We start from the raw sequence: 14,705 nt of genomic DNA on the forward strand, positions 1-14,705 counted from the left end.
ATCATAGATTCATGGGTAGATCAGCATCGCGGTGAATCGGCGAAGTCGGTGCTCGGACGACGCAAGACTTCGGCAGCCTGATCTTCTCGTGTCGTAGGGCCCACGTACGCTAAGGGCATGAACCAACGGCCAAGTTTCTTAGAGCGTGACCAGAGTTGAGCCTCACTGACTGTTTGAAGGATTCCGGCTCACCGGTGCGGGCCTACCTTGAGCGGGTCTCACCGCGCCTTGAAGCTTCGGCCGGCAACACCGCGGGCGCGCGGATTGCTGCCGGCGAACTCGGACTCACCGCGCTCGTTGACGCTGAAGTCGTTATCCCGCGGGCGGCCGGGGTTGATGGCACACTTTCAGGCACGGCTTTCGATTTCCGTGCACGGATCGAACTCGGTGGTTTCGATCCGCGGGCATCAGCCGCCGCGGCAGGCGTAGCCCGGGCAGCCGAATACACTGCCTGGGTCGAGAACGGTCACCATCGGGTGTCAGTTCTCGCTGAGTCATTCGACGTCGCGCAGGCATTGCTGCACCATCCGGCGAATGACACTGATCTTGATCGGGCCTCAGTCCTTCTTGCCCATTGCGAGCGTGTCCTGCGGTCCGGGGCACGGGCGCTGAGCGGCAGAACCGGGAAGCTGCTGGACAATGCCAGCGACGGACCCTCTTTCGCGGACCAGATCAGCCCGATGATGGTGGCCGACATCGGCTCTCTCGTCGAGGCCGGCCGGATGCAGCTCGAGGAATGGTGCGGCGAGATCGCAGACGGAACAGATTTTGCGTCGAACCCCGGGTTCGCGGGGTCGGAGCTCGTGGGCGGCGCGGACGCTGATTGGATCATCGGCGACACTCTGATCGACTGCAAGGTGTACAACCGGCTCAGCGTGTCCGAGCTACGCGGCTTCCTGTTGCAGCTCCTCGGGTACGTCATGCTCGACCTCGACGACCGTCTCGGCATCCGCCAGGTCGGGATCTGGCTTCCGCGCCAGGGTCTGATGCCGACGTGGAGCCTCACGCGGCTGCTTTCCGGGGACCCGGAGATGCTCCTCCCCTCCTTGCGGGAAGGCTTTGTGCGCACCACCGGAAACCAGCAGATCGCGCTCAAGGAGCCAGTGCCCGAGCGCCACAAACACCAGATCCTCGCCGAGAATCGGCACACGCACTTTGAGAAGCTGGACAAACTGGCCCTGAGCGAGGACCCAAGCATCCGGAGCCGCGTCGGGCGCAACACTGTCACACCAGAGGCAACGGTGCGTGCGCTTGCCGCGGATCGCGCATGGAGTGTCCGCAAAGGCGTCGCGATGAACGAAGCGGCACCTGATGACATCCTGCTGACTCTTGCGCGCGACAAGAGCGTCGCGGTCCGCCGCGCTGTCGCCGCGAATCCACGTGCGAAGCATGAAGTCATCAAAGCCCTGGCGTCGGATCCGGACGCCAGCGTGCAGTGGACGGCGCGCTCGAACGACGGAGCGGTCGTCCTGTTGTCTCAGCCAGGAGCGCGCCCTTCTGGGATGCCCGCTCCGGCGGGCACCATCATGAGCATCGACAGGGCCCCTGTCAGCCCGACGTCGGACGCAACGTGGCTCTGCAACTTCATCATGATGATCAACGGCGCGTCAGCGATATGGGCAACTAGACTGCCGATTCCGGACGCGAGCTGGCGCTGGGGTATGCAGGCGAAACGCCGGCTTGAGGTGCCTGCATGGCTCCGGGCAGGACTGCCGAATGACATCGCATCGGATCTGATGAGCGCCGACCGTCCGGCGCAGCTGCGGAGAGCGGCAGCATGGCAACGACCTGTCGATCATCACGGAATACGTGACGCCCTGCTGCAGGATCCTGACCCCGCCATCCGCTGGCGCGCGCTCTGCCGGACGGTGCACAAGGTCGACGACCACCTCGCTTCCTTGCTTACTGAGCTCGGAACATCACGCGCTGCACGGCTGCAGTTCCGCACGCACGGATCCAGCGATTTCAATAACATGGATCGTCAGGATCGGGCACGATACAACGACGAGGTGCTGTCGGTTCTGGCCTCGCATCGTTCCACTCCCCCTGACGTGCTGGAGCAGCTGCTTGCCAGCACGTCGCCGACAATCCGTGCGCGACTGGTGGCGAACCCGTCCGTCGGCGCGGAGGACCGAGGCATACTCATCGAGAAGATGCTCAAGAGCCGGGATGCAGGTTCACGGGTGTTCCTTGCGGAGCTTGATGACCTCCCGCTCGGCGTGCTCATGCGGCTGGCCGCCGATGATGACTTCGATGTCCGTTGCGCCGTCGCACGGCATGAACGGCTCCCCCAGAGCGCTATGGTTGCTCTTGCTTCTGACCCGGAGTGGGAGGTGCGCCTTGAGGTTCTTCAGAACCCGAGCACGCCCACGGAGCTCATCGCTGATACGGCGACCTCGGTTTTGCACGACGCGCCGGACTGGCGTCTTCCTGGTGTGCTCGCCGCGGTTATCGATCTGGCGTCTTCGGAGGTACCGGGGGGCGTGATCGAGGAGGCTCTGGTCCGTCTGTCCAAGAGCCGTCATCGGGACCCCGATGTCCGCGACGTTGCAGCGAGTCACGAGCGAACACCGCCCGCTGTGCTGACCAGGCTCGCCCGCGTTGCGGACCGCTACATCCAGGCGGCCGTCGCGGCAAACCCACGCACGCCGGTCGACGCTCTGGAGAAGCTCTCGATGGACCCGGACGAGTACGTCCGAACACGGGTTTCAGGAAACGAATCGACTCTGCCAGCGACGATCATTGCACTATCGCATGATGCGTCGCCAAGGGTGCGTCAAGGCGTAGCGGACCGGGCCAATCTCCCTCTCGACGTGCTGGAGCGCCTGCTGAATGACGAATCACAAGAGGTGCGGGAAATTGCATTAGCGAATCCTGGAGCACGAGAGGTGTTCCACCGCCGGGGTGAATCGTTCGATGATGCCGTTGCCGAATTCAACCAGAAACAAGCCCCGACACCGACGAACCGCGCCATGCTCCTTGAAATGGCTGCGAACAGCCGGGCCCAAGTGCGGCTGCTGGTGGCCTTTGACCCGAACGCAGACGCGGACATCCTCTCCTTCCTCGGCGGAGAACGACGAAGCACACACGTGCGACGAGCCGTGGCTGCGAATCCTCACTCGCCGGCAAACCTGCTCGCTTCCCTCGCCGAAGACAGCGACGAGCTTGTTCTTCAGGCAGTCGCCTTCAACGGCGCTACGCCTGCCGGCGTACTTCTTGATCTGGCGGCACGCAGCGTCGACCTGGCATTGCTCGTTGCACTGAATCCTGACACGCCCGATGAGGTTCTGGACGTGCTGACGAACGATGCCGAGCCGCTGGTCCGGTTCGTGGCGAACGGCATGAGCACAAGGCGGCACGCGTCGATTTCTGCAGGCACATCACGAGCGTCGCTCCCAACAGTCGGCCACCCGCACAGCTGTCAGTAGCTGACGGGCTGAACAGGGTCTGGCCGGAACAGGAGACGCATGCGACAGGAAGATCAGCGCGGCGTCGTGAAGATTGGCTCATGTTCAACGTCGTCGTCCCAGTAGTTGAAGCGGTCGCCCAGGAGTCCGAGGAACGATCGTGGGTCCACACGGTTGAGGCGCACCTCCAGTCCCCACCGACGTACGGTCGTGAGCGCGGCGTTCGAGAGGTGAAACCACATCCTGTCTTCGGTGAAAATCTTCAGCGGCGGCTCCGGGTCCTCCTCCCGTTCCTCCTCCTGCGTGAGCAAACTGACTCGTTCGACGTCGGCCTTGGTAATCGAGGTTGTCATGTTCAGGCCGCGCTGCGCTGCGCGTCCATTGACCACAATGTTGACGACCGCGAGGAGAAGGTGCCAGTCCTTCCACCCTTCGGCACGCAGCGATGTCACAAGTTTGATGAAGTCCGTGTCCCCAGCAAGCCGCGGGAGCGTCAGCCGCACCGGTGGCAGCATTTTCTCGTATCGTGCGGCGATCGCATCAATGGACGCGGCACGGTCGTAGGCCGATGCATGTTCCGGAAGCTTCCTGCGCAGTCCGGTGGCGGGCTTTGGCGACCGCGGCCTGTCGGCTCCGATGAGACCCCCTGACAATCCGCTGATCCCGTCGTAGAACGAATCTTTGTGAACGTCGACGAGGTCGTCGTAGGGACGCACGCAGGTCAGCATGTGCGGAAGCCCGCGTTCGAAGGTCCGCTCCATCACGGCGATGAATGCCGGCTGCCCGAGGAGCGACTGGGTGACGATCGCCTGGAGCACAGCGGAGGTGACCTCGAGCTGGTCCGCTTCGGGTGCCAAGGCTCCCGAACGGGAGAGGATCACCCGATGCCCGACTGTGCCACGGTCGCGCTCCGACTCCGCGGTGAACACCGATCCGGGCTCCACGGGCCGGTCCGAGACTTCGACCTCGACGCGGATCTCACCTGGCACGAGAAGGAGGTCCTCGCCGGCGAGGTCAGCGAGGGTGATCTGCACAGCCGCCACGAATCTCTCGGCCGCGAGTACGTGGGCCCGCTCGTTCGGGGCGGTCACGACCCATACATTGCCGAGCGCGGCCCAGCTGTACTCGCGCACCGGGCCTGCATCGGAGAAGGGCCGCCCAAGGCCCCCGCGGTCCGCCGCGTCTGCGGTCTCATCCTCTCCGGGGGGCTCAATGTGCGCGACCGAGGCCAGCATCGGAGCGACGAGCTCATCGAGCTCGGTGGACTGGACCACGCGTTCGATGGCAGGCAACAGCCCGGGGCGAAGCGAAGACGCGGCCCGCAGGACGTGGCACTGGTCGATCAGCATGTCCATGAAATACGGATAGCGCTCGAAGCTCCACGGATCACCCGCCAGTTGCGCCTGCGCCCAGATCCCGATTTTGAACGTTTCGGTGGCGGTTAGCCACTGGCCGGCCTGGTGCTCGTACGTCGCAGTCAGGATGATGCCCCGGGCCACGAGGACGGCGAGATCGGGGCCGCCGCTCATTCTTGCGACCGATACCGCGCTCATCGCGTACTGCTTCGCGGCCAGCGGAAGTCCGAGGTCGCTGTATACGGCCGACGCGAGCAGCATCATGATGGCCGCGCCCTCGGCAGCGTCGCCGTTGAGCCAGCTGAACTTCGCGGAATGAATCTCACGAAGGGCGTCTAGGGCCCGGCCTCCTTGGAGCAGAGCCATGGCGCGGCTTTGTGCCCGATCTCCTGCCGAAGCCCGCCCCGAGCGCTCGATCGTTACATCGTCCAGCGCTTGGCGCACCTTGAGATAGTCAGGGTGGTCGATCAGGGCAGGCGATGTGAAATCGAAGATCGACATGAGTTCATCCAGGGGTACCATCGGAGCCTCCGGCAGGGTCTCCACGAGGTCGACCAAATGCCTCATGCCTGCTTCGAGGTCGCGCAGCTCCGCGTCGGACGGCACACCCGGAAGCCCGCGTCCTTCCCGCTTGGCGGCGCTCAGTTTCTGGTGGATCTCCGACATCAACGGACCAGGTCCGGAGACTTCGTCGAGCTCCTCCGGCGTGAAGCCCCGGGGACCGAGAGCGAGGATCGCACCGGCTGCCAGCAGGCCCGCCTTCGCATTCATCCCGGGCGCTGCACGCAGCTTGGCTTCAAGCACCCTCTCCAAGTCCTCGGTCCATGCCTCCGCTTCATCCGATGTGATGGTGGTCCCGCCTCGCGGCAACGTCGCCTGCACGAGGCGCAGCAGGGTGATGGCGTCGACCAGCACGCCGGAGTCGGATGCTTGGGAGGTTAGCCGCCCGAAGTAGCCGCGGAGGATCCCGTCGACCGGCTTCAGTGTGTTGAGCCCGAACCCGGTTGCGAGGACGATTTCGTAGTCGATGCGGTTGAGCACATCGTCTCTTCTATGTGCCTCATCTCTCAGTGCCCGCGCCGAAGCGAGCCAGTCGGGCAGGTCGGCACGCGCCTCCGGATTCAGGCTGGAGAACCGAAGGCCTTCCCGCAGGTCGACGAACTCCCCCATCGAGCCTGAGCGGGCTGAAGGTGTTCGCCAGCGATTGCGTTCCTCGATATACCAGTCAGGGAGCTCATCACGGGACTCTTCGCGCGCGGGCGCGAGGGAGGATGGCAGATGGAGGAAGTCGACGGCGAGGTAGAACAGGTCCGCACTGGCGATCTCGTTCGCGATCGCCTGCGCATCCCAGATCTGCAGTGCAATCGAATGCAGTTCGCGCGCGTGTGCCTGGAGCTCATGCCTCTTCGCCGTGTCGACAGGCGCGACGGTGAAATAGATGACACGGTCGACCGGCTCCCCCTTGCCGCAGATCTTCGCAAGATCAGACCGGATCTTGGACGGAACGTTCTCGCGCTGCGCAGTTACTGCGAGAACGACTGCATCCTCAGTGGCAAGAGCGGTGAAGAGTGACGTGTCCGGCAGCTCCTTGGCCACCATGCTCCAGAAGCTCTCGGCGTCACGTCCTCCGTCGCCGCCGGCTGAGACCGGGCCCGTCGCAGGCAAGACGTTACTGACGATGCGACGGCGGGTCAGACCGAGACACAGCTGCTCGAACGGGTGATGCGCGTTGGTCTCGCCAAGGGTCTCGAGGTAGAAGCGGATCATCGTGGCGAGCTGGGCTGGCGAGGTCATGGTGGAGGGCTTCCGGATAGGTGAGGACTTCATCGTGGCATCTCATGATGGGAATTGATCGCCACTCCAAGGGCAGTCGTCTGGCCGCTCATGCTCGTCGGCGGCCGACCCATGCCAGATGCCGGTCTGCCACCACACTCCCACACAGTCGACGGCCGCGCAGGATGCCCACACGGGTGCGCCCTTCGACAAGCTGAAGACTGAAATCTCCCGGGTTGACTAGGTCCCGGTCCAGCACGATCGGCCACCGCTTCCAGGTGCCGTGGACTTCCCAACAGAGCCCCACACCCATGTGTACGCCGTACCTGCGAACGGCGACCCAGTGGTCCGGATTCTCTGCGAAATCCTCTATGGCTCCTCGGTCGGACGGTCCTGTCGGCATCACCATGAAATCGTCGACGGGCAATACTTCGACCTGCCAATCGATCTGGGCGAGATCGACCTCCCCGTAGTCATTCAGGAACGAGACATTCTCGGCGTGGTCAAATACCCATTGCTCCAGAACATCATCCGGCCAACCAAGCTGGTGGACCCTCTCCAGCTGCCGGAACTCGGCGAATCCGTACCCGCTCTCACGGCATTGCCGGGCGAGCTGAGAGAAATCACCTAGGCGCATGCGGCGATCGTTCATATGGCTCCGTGCACATCAGGAGTCCAGCTGTGAACATCACCGCTCAGGGCATTCGCAGTGCCTCGGCTCATTTGGTGCAGCGCGGAGCGTTGTCCGTCGCCGACTATCGTCGTCATGTGGAGGTTCTCCTGGATCTTGAGTGCACGCTTCGAATGTGGTCAGCAATTGCTATAAAGATACTGTCCGGCACCGACACAGCATGCGAACCTTGGTGCTACCGACTCGGAGACCGCAACGCATGGCGTAGAAGGCGACAGCGGAAGATGCTCCGACGGCGAGGCGGCCACCTGACTCAAGCAGGCTTGAACCGGGAGGCAACCGTCTCACGCATCCTCGCCACGTCAACGTCGCCGGCGGGCTCTTCTACAAGCACTTTGGCCAGCCGTTTCGGCCAGAGTACATGAATGCCATGGGTCGAGAATGCGCCCCCGATCAAGGGCCAGTCGGCTTCAACAAAGCACAGCGCCCCGGTGACCGGAACATCCCCAATAAGGTCTCGCACGACGTCGATCTGTTTGAGCACCCCATCGACCAGCTTCGTGCAATCCCGTCGGCCGACGAGGAGTTTCTCGACGCGGGGGCGAAAGATGCCACCCTCGACCTTCAGTTCAGGCCGTCCCTTGTACCGTTTGGCGTCAATGACCCAGATTCCACTGGGAGTGATGGCTATGTGGTCGATGTTGGCCTTCGATCCGGGGATGCGTCGGTCGTGAAGGACGGCCAGGCCATCAGCGGCCAGGGCATCCAGCCGAGCGCCGAGGCGTTCCTCGCCAATCGCGCCTCGATCCCAGGACTTGGTGCTTTGGCGTTCGTCAGAGAGGGTGACTGCGATGCCGCCGAATGGACCCCACTTCTCGCGGAGCTTTTCCTCGTCTTTCGCTTTGCGACGCTCATACTCGCGTCGGGCTGACGAGCCAGCTACTCCGGATACAGCCGACAACGACACATCACCAAGTCGTTCCAGGTCGGGGGTTGTTTCCGGGGTCTCGGTGGCACACTCCAAGCATCGGACGGTCTTCGTCTCGCTCTCGTAGATCGCTTCCGTCCCGGCCGGAAGAGATGCACCGCACAGCCGACACGCTCCGGCGTACCGGAGCCTCATCTTCTTCATGAGGACACAGGGTGGAGCATCGACACGGACTCAATCTGCTTGTAGATCACGGCGGTTAAACCGCGGATACGTTTACCATGGCTCAATCCTCGCCCACCGCATGTCAATTCCCTGCAACCGTCCCAGGAGCTGAGTGAAAATGTCGACCGCCGGCCTTCCGGTGAGCTGTAGTGACCTACGATCGAACGCCCGTAGGTCACTATGTCGTCTGCTGGCTGTCTGTATCCGGGAATTCACGGAGTGTGGCCGCTATGGCCCTGACTGCCGCCGGGTCCTCGGTCCAGTGCCGGGCCGTACGTGTACAGGCGTGGAAGTTTGTCACTTTCGATGCCTTGGCGGCCTCAGTTAGTTCTGCCCACGCTTCCCGCAGTTCCGCTTGGAGCTCAGGTGACATGGGCGCGCCTGGGACAGGTCCTGCGGCCACGACTGGACCTATGGGTGCCGCGGTTGCGGCTTTTCGTTGAAAAAGACTTCTAAGACCCATTTCCGTGTTCCCCCTTTTCCCCTCTGCCCAGAGTATCAATGTCCCCTCAAAGCGTCCGGGACACTACGACCGAGCGCCCAGCCCCATGGCCGGGCAGATAGCAGCAGCCGAACAGACGCGTTATTCCCGTGCGGCGGGCGGCGTTTCCAACGCCGGAAACAACCCCGATCCATGCCCCGGACAAAGAGAAGAACGACAACTTGGAACTCGTTTGTTTCACCTCTTAGTCCAGTCGATGTTCCATGCGCGCTGCTGTAGCGTGGCGTGCTGAAGGCCTGCCGGTCCCCCATCGGTGGGCCTTCTTTTCCCTCACTGCGGGGCACGATGGGCGAATTCTTGGCCGAAGTTGCCCCTGAAGTGGCTAAGAGACTGACGAAGCAGCCGCTGGATGTCAGTCCGCAAGGGTACGGAGCTTGGCGGCGCTGAATTCCTCGTCAGAGAGTGCACCCTTCGCATGGAGTTCTGCAAGGAGAGCCAGTTCTGCCGCTAAGGACCTTCTGCCCCGCATTTTGCCAAACAACCTCCGATGCCCGCCCGTGCGGGCTCGGGCTGCCGCTGGTTCCTGCGCCTGCCGTCGTGATGAACCTTTGATGGCAAGTGCGATGAGTAGGGTTATCGCGAGGACGCCTAGCGCGATTCCCAAGGGGGCTCGGAACGGCTCTGTTGCGTTTGCCACGACGGCCATAACCACCGCAGCAACTGCACACGTCCCAGCTATCCGAAGCCACCCTCGGCTGAGGCTGAACGCAAATATGTATTGACCTGGTTCGGTCGGTACTGCATGTTGGTTCATCTGCCGAGGATAGCCCTACGAATACTCATAGAACATCCCCTGATGTGAACGCGATGAACTGCCGAACGCTGAACTCGTCATAGGCGTCCTTGGTCCGCTTCCCGTTCCCATCGGGGGTGTAGTTCTTGCGACCCTTCCCAAAATACGAAGTCAAGATCGCGTCGTTGTGAATTCAAGCGTTGCCTGGGTTGTCGAGTTGCTTGCGCAGCCGCTGGACTTCAGCCTCCGCCGCGGCGAGTCGAGCCTCGATCTTCTCCCGATCGAGGTTCGTCGACGGACGCGGTGCCGGCGTCGTCCTCGTAACGAGCCAGCCGATCCGCTGATAGCCAGTGATCCGCCGCACCTGCGTACACGTGAAGCAGTCCCTCTCGGGCTCGGGGCGCGGCCAGCGCAGATCGATCATCTTCCGGATGTGGTCTCGCTCGACACCCTTTTCAGGCCATCCAGGGTTATCCGCTGCCGCCCAGCTTTCCTCGAAATCACGGCGGATTTCCACGATGCGCTCCTCGGACACCAGCTTGGGCCCGTCCTCGGGCTTCCAATCCACATCAGTGCAGACTTGCTCATAGTGCCCGCAGGAGAGCCTGACCCGCCAGAACGCCGACGTGTGTGGCTTGGGTTTCCGGATCTTCGCCCAGTCCTCGGCGTCCATCCAGTCGTATTCCGGCTCCACAGGGTCCGCCGGGAACTCCGTGACCTTGCGATCGACCCACTCGACGATGTCCCGATACGGCTTCTGAGCAGGTCCGTGGTCAGTCGTACACCAGAACTCCCCGGAGGGAAGCCTGCACTGACTGATGAGGTCGGGGAAGCGGCGATCGTCCGGATACTTGTCCTCTCCGTGCGTGTTGACCTCGTGCTTACATCCGCACTCCAACTCGACGCGCCAGCGAAACATGTTCTTGGCTTCCGGGACGAAGAGCGGCCAGAATACCGGGTCGTAATGCTGACGCAACTGGGCGACACCCTCCTCGAACTCCCGGAGGGCCTCCTTCTGAGGCCGCGCCCGCCCAGGTACTCGCTTCAGCAGTCTTGCGGATTCACGTGTCTGGTCATCGACCGGGGCAGTGTCGGCGGCGCTCACTATTCAATGCTCGTCCACAGCGTCACCCAAGTCTAGGAACAAGCCGGACATCATCCCGAAAACGTAGCTTTGAACAAAAGCCCGGTCCTGCGCAGTTCCAGCTGATGGTTTCTCGTTCGGCTAATTGTTGGCACCAATCTGCTAGGAGACAGCAGCCTGGTGTGGACGGATAATGAGCGGCTATGGAACCAAATGCTGAGGTTTCCCGTAGTCCCTGCCCGGGGGAAGAGTGGGCCTACAGGCAGCGTGACAATGCGCCGTCCGAGCGGGTGCACATCGTGGCGGTGCATCAGGAGGGTCGAAGATTCCGGGTCGACATCCGTCACATGCACGGCCATCCACCGGGCAGGGAGGAGAACGTCCCTCGCTCGCGGCTCAAGGTACCGTGGGAAGACGTAGTCCCGTACGATGCCGCAATGGATGGCTGGAGGCGGCTCAAGGCCGAGGCCATCGACGAACATGAGGCGTCGGCCCTTTGGGCGGCCCTTGAGCTGGTTGTACCTTCGGAGGTCGCCGAGCTGTCTGTCGCTTCAAGCGACGATTCGTTGACGGTCCACGATCACGTCGCCTTCGAAGCGCTCACCGGACAGACCGTGGCTGCCTTCCAAGCCCGATTTTCCTGGCTGGTTCACGACGGCGAGGTGTTCCTATCGCCGCGTGCGGCGCTGGCTGTCGTGGAGCTGGCCTGTCGCAGGAACCCGGCCCCGGTCCTGGACCTCGTCATGGCCCAGGAAGCGGTGGCTCGAGAAAAATCCAAACGGGGCGGAACAATTGAAAACTGGGAAACCCGGGAACCGTTAACGACTTCTGCCGAGTTTGAATACGACTATTACCTGCGCCGCCAAAAGCCCGTTCATGAGATCCTCCGCCAATGGTGCGGTTACGGCTCGGTGACGGCCCATGAACGGCTCTTGGCTGCAGAAGCGGAAGTCAATCGCCTCGACGTCCTCCTGACATGGGCTGTGGACCACATCCGCAGGACTGACAAGGGCACCGCAGAAATGATCGAGAGGGAGCACGAGGAGGACCGCATCACCCCTTACACCATCCGCCCGGTTCCCCAACGTCCGCTGAAACCGCACGAAATCCCGCGGATAGAAGTACCCACCCGCCGCGGCTGGTACCGCTGACACCTACCCACCGGCTCAAGACCTCAGGTCCAACGCCTCCGCGACATAAGCCACCTCTCGCACACTTTCACGCATACTCGGTTAAAGACATACCCCCGGCACTGGAGCGTTGTCTGGGAGAGCTTCTCCAGTTTCGCCGGATTGCGGAGCAGGATCTCCGCCGGACGCCAGGGGTCGAACTTGCCGTCCAACGCCTCCAGCCTGACGATCAGCCGATCGGGACCTCCATCACTTGACTAGCTCTGGCACACCTCCCCGAAGGTCCCACAACATCGGACATGCAGCCGTGCTACGCGGAGGAGCATGTCGCTGATCGTCGCCTAGCTCGACGGCAGGCCGAGCCTATCGAAGAACGCCCTGTTCCGCTCTGTGGCCGCATTGACGAGACCGTCGAAGCTGATGACTTCGACGTAGGCCTTGTAGGGCTCGATGTAGCCGAAGTACCCGAGCCCGTCATGTGTTTTGGTCAGGGTCGACAGCTTGCACATGCGCTCCATCGTCGGCGTCAGGTCGGCGATGACATAGCAGAAAGCCGGCGGCTCCTGCGCGCTCGACGGGATCGGTCGCCCAGTTGCAGTCGCCGCCTTGCCCTCACGGACGCGCGCGACGTAGTCGAGGCACTGTGCGATGGGGTTCTTATCCTCCGCCGTCGCATCATTGCGCATGGGACGCTTGAGCTCGACGACGACGATCGACTGCAGCGGCAGCTTCTGTCCTTCGGACGCGAGCACGGGCAAGTCCGGCTCGAGCACGCGGGTTGCCAGAATGTCTGGTCTGTTCGTCGAGGCATCGTCCGTGACGGGCATATTCTTGAACGTCTTGTCGGACGCGAGGTAGTCGTGGAAGACGAGCCGCTCGTCGAGGATCCACAAGTTTGACGCGTCGACCCCGACCTCGTTCGAGTCCTGCCGCATCGGGAAGAGCAGCTCATGGATACGGTCCTCGCGGGCGTACTTGCCGTTGCCGTCCGACTCGATGAGTTTCGCGAGGATGTCGAGGGTCGTTCGTCGTCGGGCGACGTAGTTCGCCAGGTCGGACTGGTTGAAATCCTTCACTGTCACGAGGTACTTGGCGAGGCGCTCGTCGTAATCTTCGGGCTTGTCTCCGCTCGAATCCGCGAATACGGCCTGGCCCTCTGCCAGTAAATCGGTTTCGATCCTCTGGGCATGCTTGTGCAGCTCCATTTCGAGGTCGGAGTCCTTCATCGACGGGTCCACGACGATCCCGGCTGATTCGATGCGCTTGATGAGCGGGCGGTACTTCGGCCCCTTGGTGCTCACGTATTGGTGGATCCGCTCCTTGCTCGCGACCCGCGCCGATGCCAGCGGCTCGGTCAGCGCCTTCGAGACCTCCTGCAGGACGCCTGTACGGATGTCGTCGAGCGTCGGCTCGTCGATCAGGGCGTCGCCCGCCATGCGCTCCGGCAGGTCGAAGTCCGTGCGGTCGGCCCTGACGTGGTCGTTGAGGTAGGTCGAGGACAGGTAGCAGACGTAGGTGAACTCGGTTGAGGTGCCGTCTTTCATGCGCGCGTAGAGGCCCGGCAGCTTCCCCGCGATGCTCTCGTCTTTGACGACCCGGTTCGCGGCGCACCAGTGCAGGCGCGGCGTCGCGTTGCGGGCCGAGGTCTTGAGGCGCAGGTTGAGCATCTCGAACGTCTGGCCCTTGACCTCGAACGACGCTGCAGTCTCGGAGTGCCCGAGCTCTTCGACAAAGTCCTTGAGCGAGAACGTCTCATCGTCGTCAGACACGAACACGTCGGGAGCGCCGCCGTCGCGGAGGAAGTACCAGATACAGTGCTCGAAGATTTCGCGCGCGATGGCCTCAACCGTCTTCGCCGCGCTCTGCTGGTACGGCTTCTTGAAGCCCTCCAGACACACAGAGCTGCCGGCATCGGTCAGTCCGTCGGGCGCGTCGTCGCGCACGACGTCCTGACTGACCGAGAACCTGAACTGACGTCCCGCAAGGGTCCCACCCTCGTAATAGGCGCTGCGCACCTCGACGCGATCGAACGCCACCAGCCAGAGCAGCCGGCCCACGCCGCGGCAACCCATACCGGCCTTGTAGTCGCTGTCGAGCGTCTCGAAGGACGTCATGTTGTCGGGCGTGAACCCGATGCCGTTGTCCTCGACGCTGAAACCGGTGATGATCTTGAGCGGTGCGCGGCCGGGAGAGCCCGCGCTAAGGTCGAACGCGCCCTGCCGCTCCCGGTGAATCCGGACGGTGAGACGCCCTCGGCCAGCGGCATCGTCTGGGAACCGCGCGTCGATCGCCTGGATGCCGTTGACGACCGCCTCGTGCAGCGGGAGCAGCGCATGGGTTTTCGGCAGTGTCGTGTTCCGCACCCGCCCTGCCAGCGACGTCTTCAGCGCCATGGTACCTCCTCCATTCGTTCGATGTTATGGACATTAGCCGCGACCACTGACGTTGAAACTGATCATGCCTCGTTCCAGTCTGACTCAACCACTCGGCCGGCAAAACATGAATGTCAATGGGAAGAGCAGTCGAGCACGGCCACGTCCGGATCCCCAACGTGACGGTCGCGCGCCCTTGGATCACCATATGCTCATCGGCCTCCGCTGACGCTCAAGCTAGCGATTTTGCTGGCAAACCGGGCAAAAGTGGCTGGAGCGATTCATGAACTTTTCGCGTACGATCGGCGTTTCGCATCGCTTGCAGGCGTGCCCAGCGAGCCAATAGACACTTAGACTTCCGGAAAACCAAACCCAACTTCCCACGTTAAGTGGGCAGCGCTGGAGCGATGAGCACCACGTGCGAGTGGAGGAAATTCCTGTCGTTACAGTGAACACATCACGCGAATACTTAAGGACATGTCCCCGGGGGTCCATGTGAAGGGTAGGTTTTACGCTCACTTAGCGAGGAGAAAAGATCCCTGCGAAATCAGCACAAACAGGCCCA

Annotated in this window: 10 protein-coding genes; 3 read left to right on the forward strand and 7 right to left on the reverse strand. The window is 62.6% G+C overall.

The features are described 5' to 3' along the window. Positions 1 to 155: 155 nt before the first annotated feature. The gene (locus ACNAOU_RS13305; protein WP_133830810.1) at positions 156 to 3,428 is read left to right on the forward strand and encodes a hypothetical protein; all 3,273 of its coding nucleotides are present in this window, start codon (positions 156 to 158) and stop codon (positions 3,426 to 3,428) included. 53 nt (positions 3,429 to 3,481) lie between these two features. On the opposite strand, the gene ACNAOU_RS13310 is transcribed toward ACNAOU_RS13305, so the two are convergent. Beyond that, positions 3,482 to 6,589, reverse strand: a complete 3,108-nt coding sequence (locus ACNAOU_RS13310) for a hypothetical protein (protein ID WP_284975251.1) — start codon at positions 6,587 to 6,589, stop codon at positions 3,482 to 3,484. 229 nt (positions 6,590 to 6,818) lie between these two features. Here ACNAOU_RS13310 and ACNAOU_RS13315 point away from each other — a divergent pair, with 229 nt between their 5' ends. Further along, a complete protein-coding gene (locus ACNAOU_RS13315; protein ID WP_422757067.1) occupies positions 6,819 to 7,166 on the forward strand; it encodes a hypothetical protein in 348 nt (115 codons plus the stop codon). Positions 7,167 to 7,479: 313 nt separating this feature from the next. Here ACNAOU_RS13315 and ACNAOU_RS13320 read toward each other — a convergent pair whose 3' ends face one another. From ACNAOU_RS13320 to ACNAOU_RS13335, 4 genes are all read right to left on the reverse strand, one after another. Next, the gene (locus ACNAOU_RS13320) at positions 7,480 to 8,298 is read right to left on the reverse strand and encodes a nuclease-related domain-containing protein (RefSeq protein WP_243835341.1); all 819 of its coding nucleotides are present in this window, start codon (positions 8,296 to 8,298) and stop codon (positions 7,480 to 7,482) included. 199 nt (positions 8,299 to 8,497) lie between these two features. Beyond that, entirely contained in the window at positions 8,498 to 8,692 is a 195-nt protein-coding gene (locus ACNAOU_RS13325) for a hypothetical protein (RefSeq protein ID WP_133830812.1), read from the reverse strand. A 481-nt stretch (positions 8,693 to 9,173) separates the two neighbouring features. Beyond that, complete coding sequence (locus tag ACNAOU_RS13330) at positions 9,174 to 9,575, reverse strand: SHOCT domain-containing protein (protein ID WP_347876396.1); 402 nt, start codon at positions 9,573 to 9,575, stop codon at positions 9,174 to 9,176. Between the two features lie 172 nt (positions 9,576 to 9,747). Beyond that, positions 9,748 to 10,659 carry a hypothetical protein gene (locus ACNAOU_RS13335; protein WP_133830813.1) on the reverse strand — a complete coding sequence of 304 codons (912 nt, stop codon included), beginning with the start codon at positions 10,657 to 10,659 and terminating at the stop codon, positions 9,748 to 9,750. A gap of 416 nt (positions 10,660 to 11,075) precedes the next feature. On the opposite strand from ACNAOU_RS13335, the gene ACNAOU_RS13340 reads away from it, so the two are divergent. Further along, complete coding sequence (locus tag ACNAOU_RS13340) at positions 11,076 to 11,789, forward strand: hypothetical protein (protein WP_422757068.1); 714 nt, start codon at positions 11,076 to 11,078, stop codon at positions 11,787 to 11,789. 320 nt (positions 11,790 to 12,109) lie between these two features. Here ACNAOU_RS13340 and ACNAOU_RS13345 read toward each other — a convergent pair whose 3' ends face one another. Both ACNAOU_RS13345 and ACNAOU_RS13350 read right to left on the reverse strand, forming a co-directional pair. Next, positions 12,110 to 14,161, reverse strand: a complete 2,052-nt coding sequence (locus ACNAOU_RS13345; protein ID WP_284975250.1) for an ATP-binding protein — start codon at positions 14,159 to 14,161, stop codon at positions 12,110 to 12,112. Positions 14,162 to 14,377: 216 nt separating this feature from the next. Further along, positions 14,378 to 14,635 (reverse strand): zinc finger domain-containing protein, encoded by a 258-nt coding sequence (locus tag ACNAOU_RS13350; RefSeq protein WP_284975304.1) that lies wholly within the window; start codon positions 14,633 to 14,635, stop codon positions 14,378 to 14,380. Between the last annotated feature and the right edge of the window lie 70 nt (positions 14,636 to 14,705).

Origin of the sequence: Paenarthrobacter sp. C1, from assembly GCF_049315185.1 — a bacterium.
In the GTDB taxonomy this organism is placed as follows: Bacteria; Actinomycetota; Actinomycetes; order Actinomycetales; family Micrococcaceae; genus Arthrobacter; species Arthrobacter nicotinovorans.

What these genes read in the sequence shown, in the direction of transcription:
- ACNAOU_RS13310 (WP_284975251.1), bottom strand. Translation starts at nt 6,589, where the DNA reads ATGAAGTCCTCACCTATCCGGAAGCCCTCCACCATGACCTCGCCAGCC.
- ACNAOU_RS13320 (WP_243835341.1), bottom strand. Translation starts at nt 8,298, where the DNA reads ATGAAGAAGATGAGGCTCCGGTACGCCGGAGCGTGTCGGCTGTGCGGT.
- ACNAOU_RS13325 (WP_133830812.1), bottom strand. Translation starts at nt 8,692, where the DNA reads ATGTCACCTGAGCTCCAAGCGGAACTGCGGGAAGCGTGGGCAGAACTA.
- ACNAOU_RS13330 (WP_347876396.1), bottom strand. Translation starts at nt 9,575, where the DNA reads ATGAACCAACATGCAGTACCGACCGAACCAGGTCAATACATATTTGCG.
- ACNAOU_RS13340 (WP_422757068.1), top strand. Translation starts at nt 11,076, where the DNA reads ATGGATGGCTGGAGGCGGCTCAAGGCCGAGGCCATCGACGAACATGAG.
- ACNAOU_RS13345 (WP_284975250.1), bottom strand. Translation starts at nt 14,161, where the DNA reads ATGGCGCTGAAGACGTCGCTGGCAGGGCGGGTGCGGAACACGACACTG.
- ACNAOU_RS13350 (WP_284975304.1), bottom strand. Translation starts at nt 14,635, where the DNA reads ATGGACCCCCGGGGACATGTCCTTAAGTATTCGCGTGATGTGTTCACT.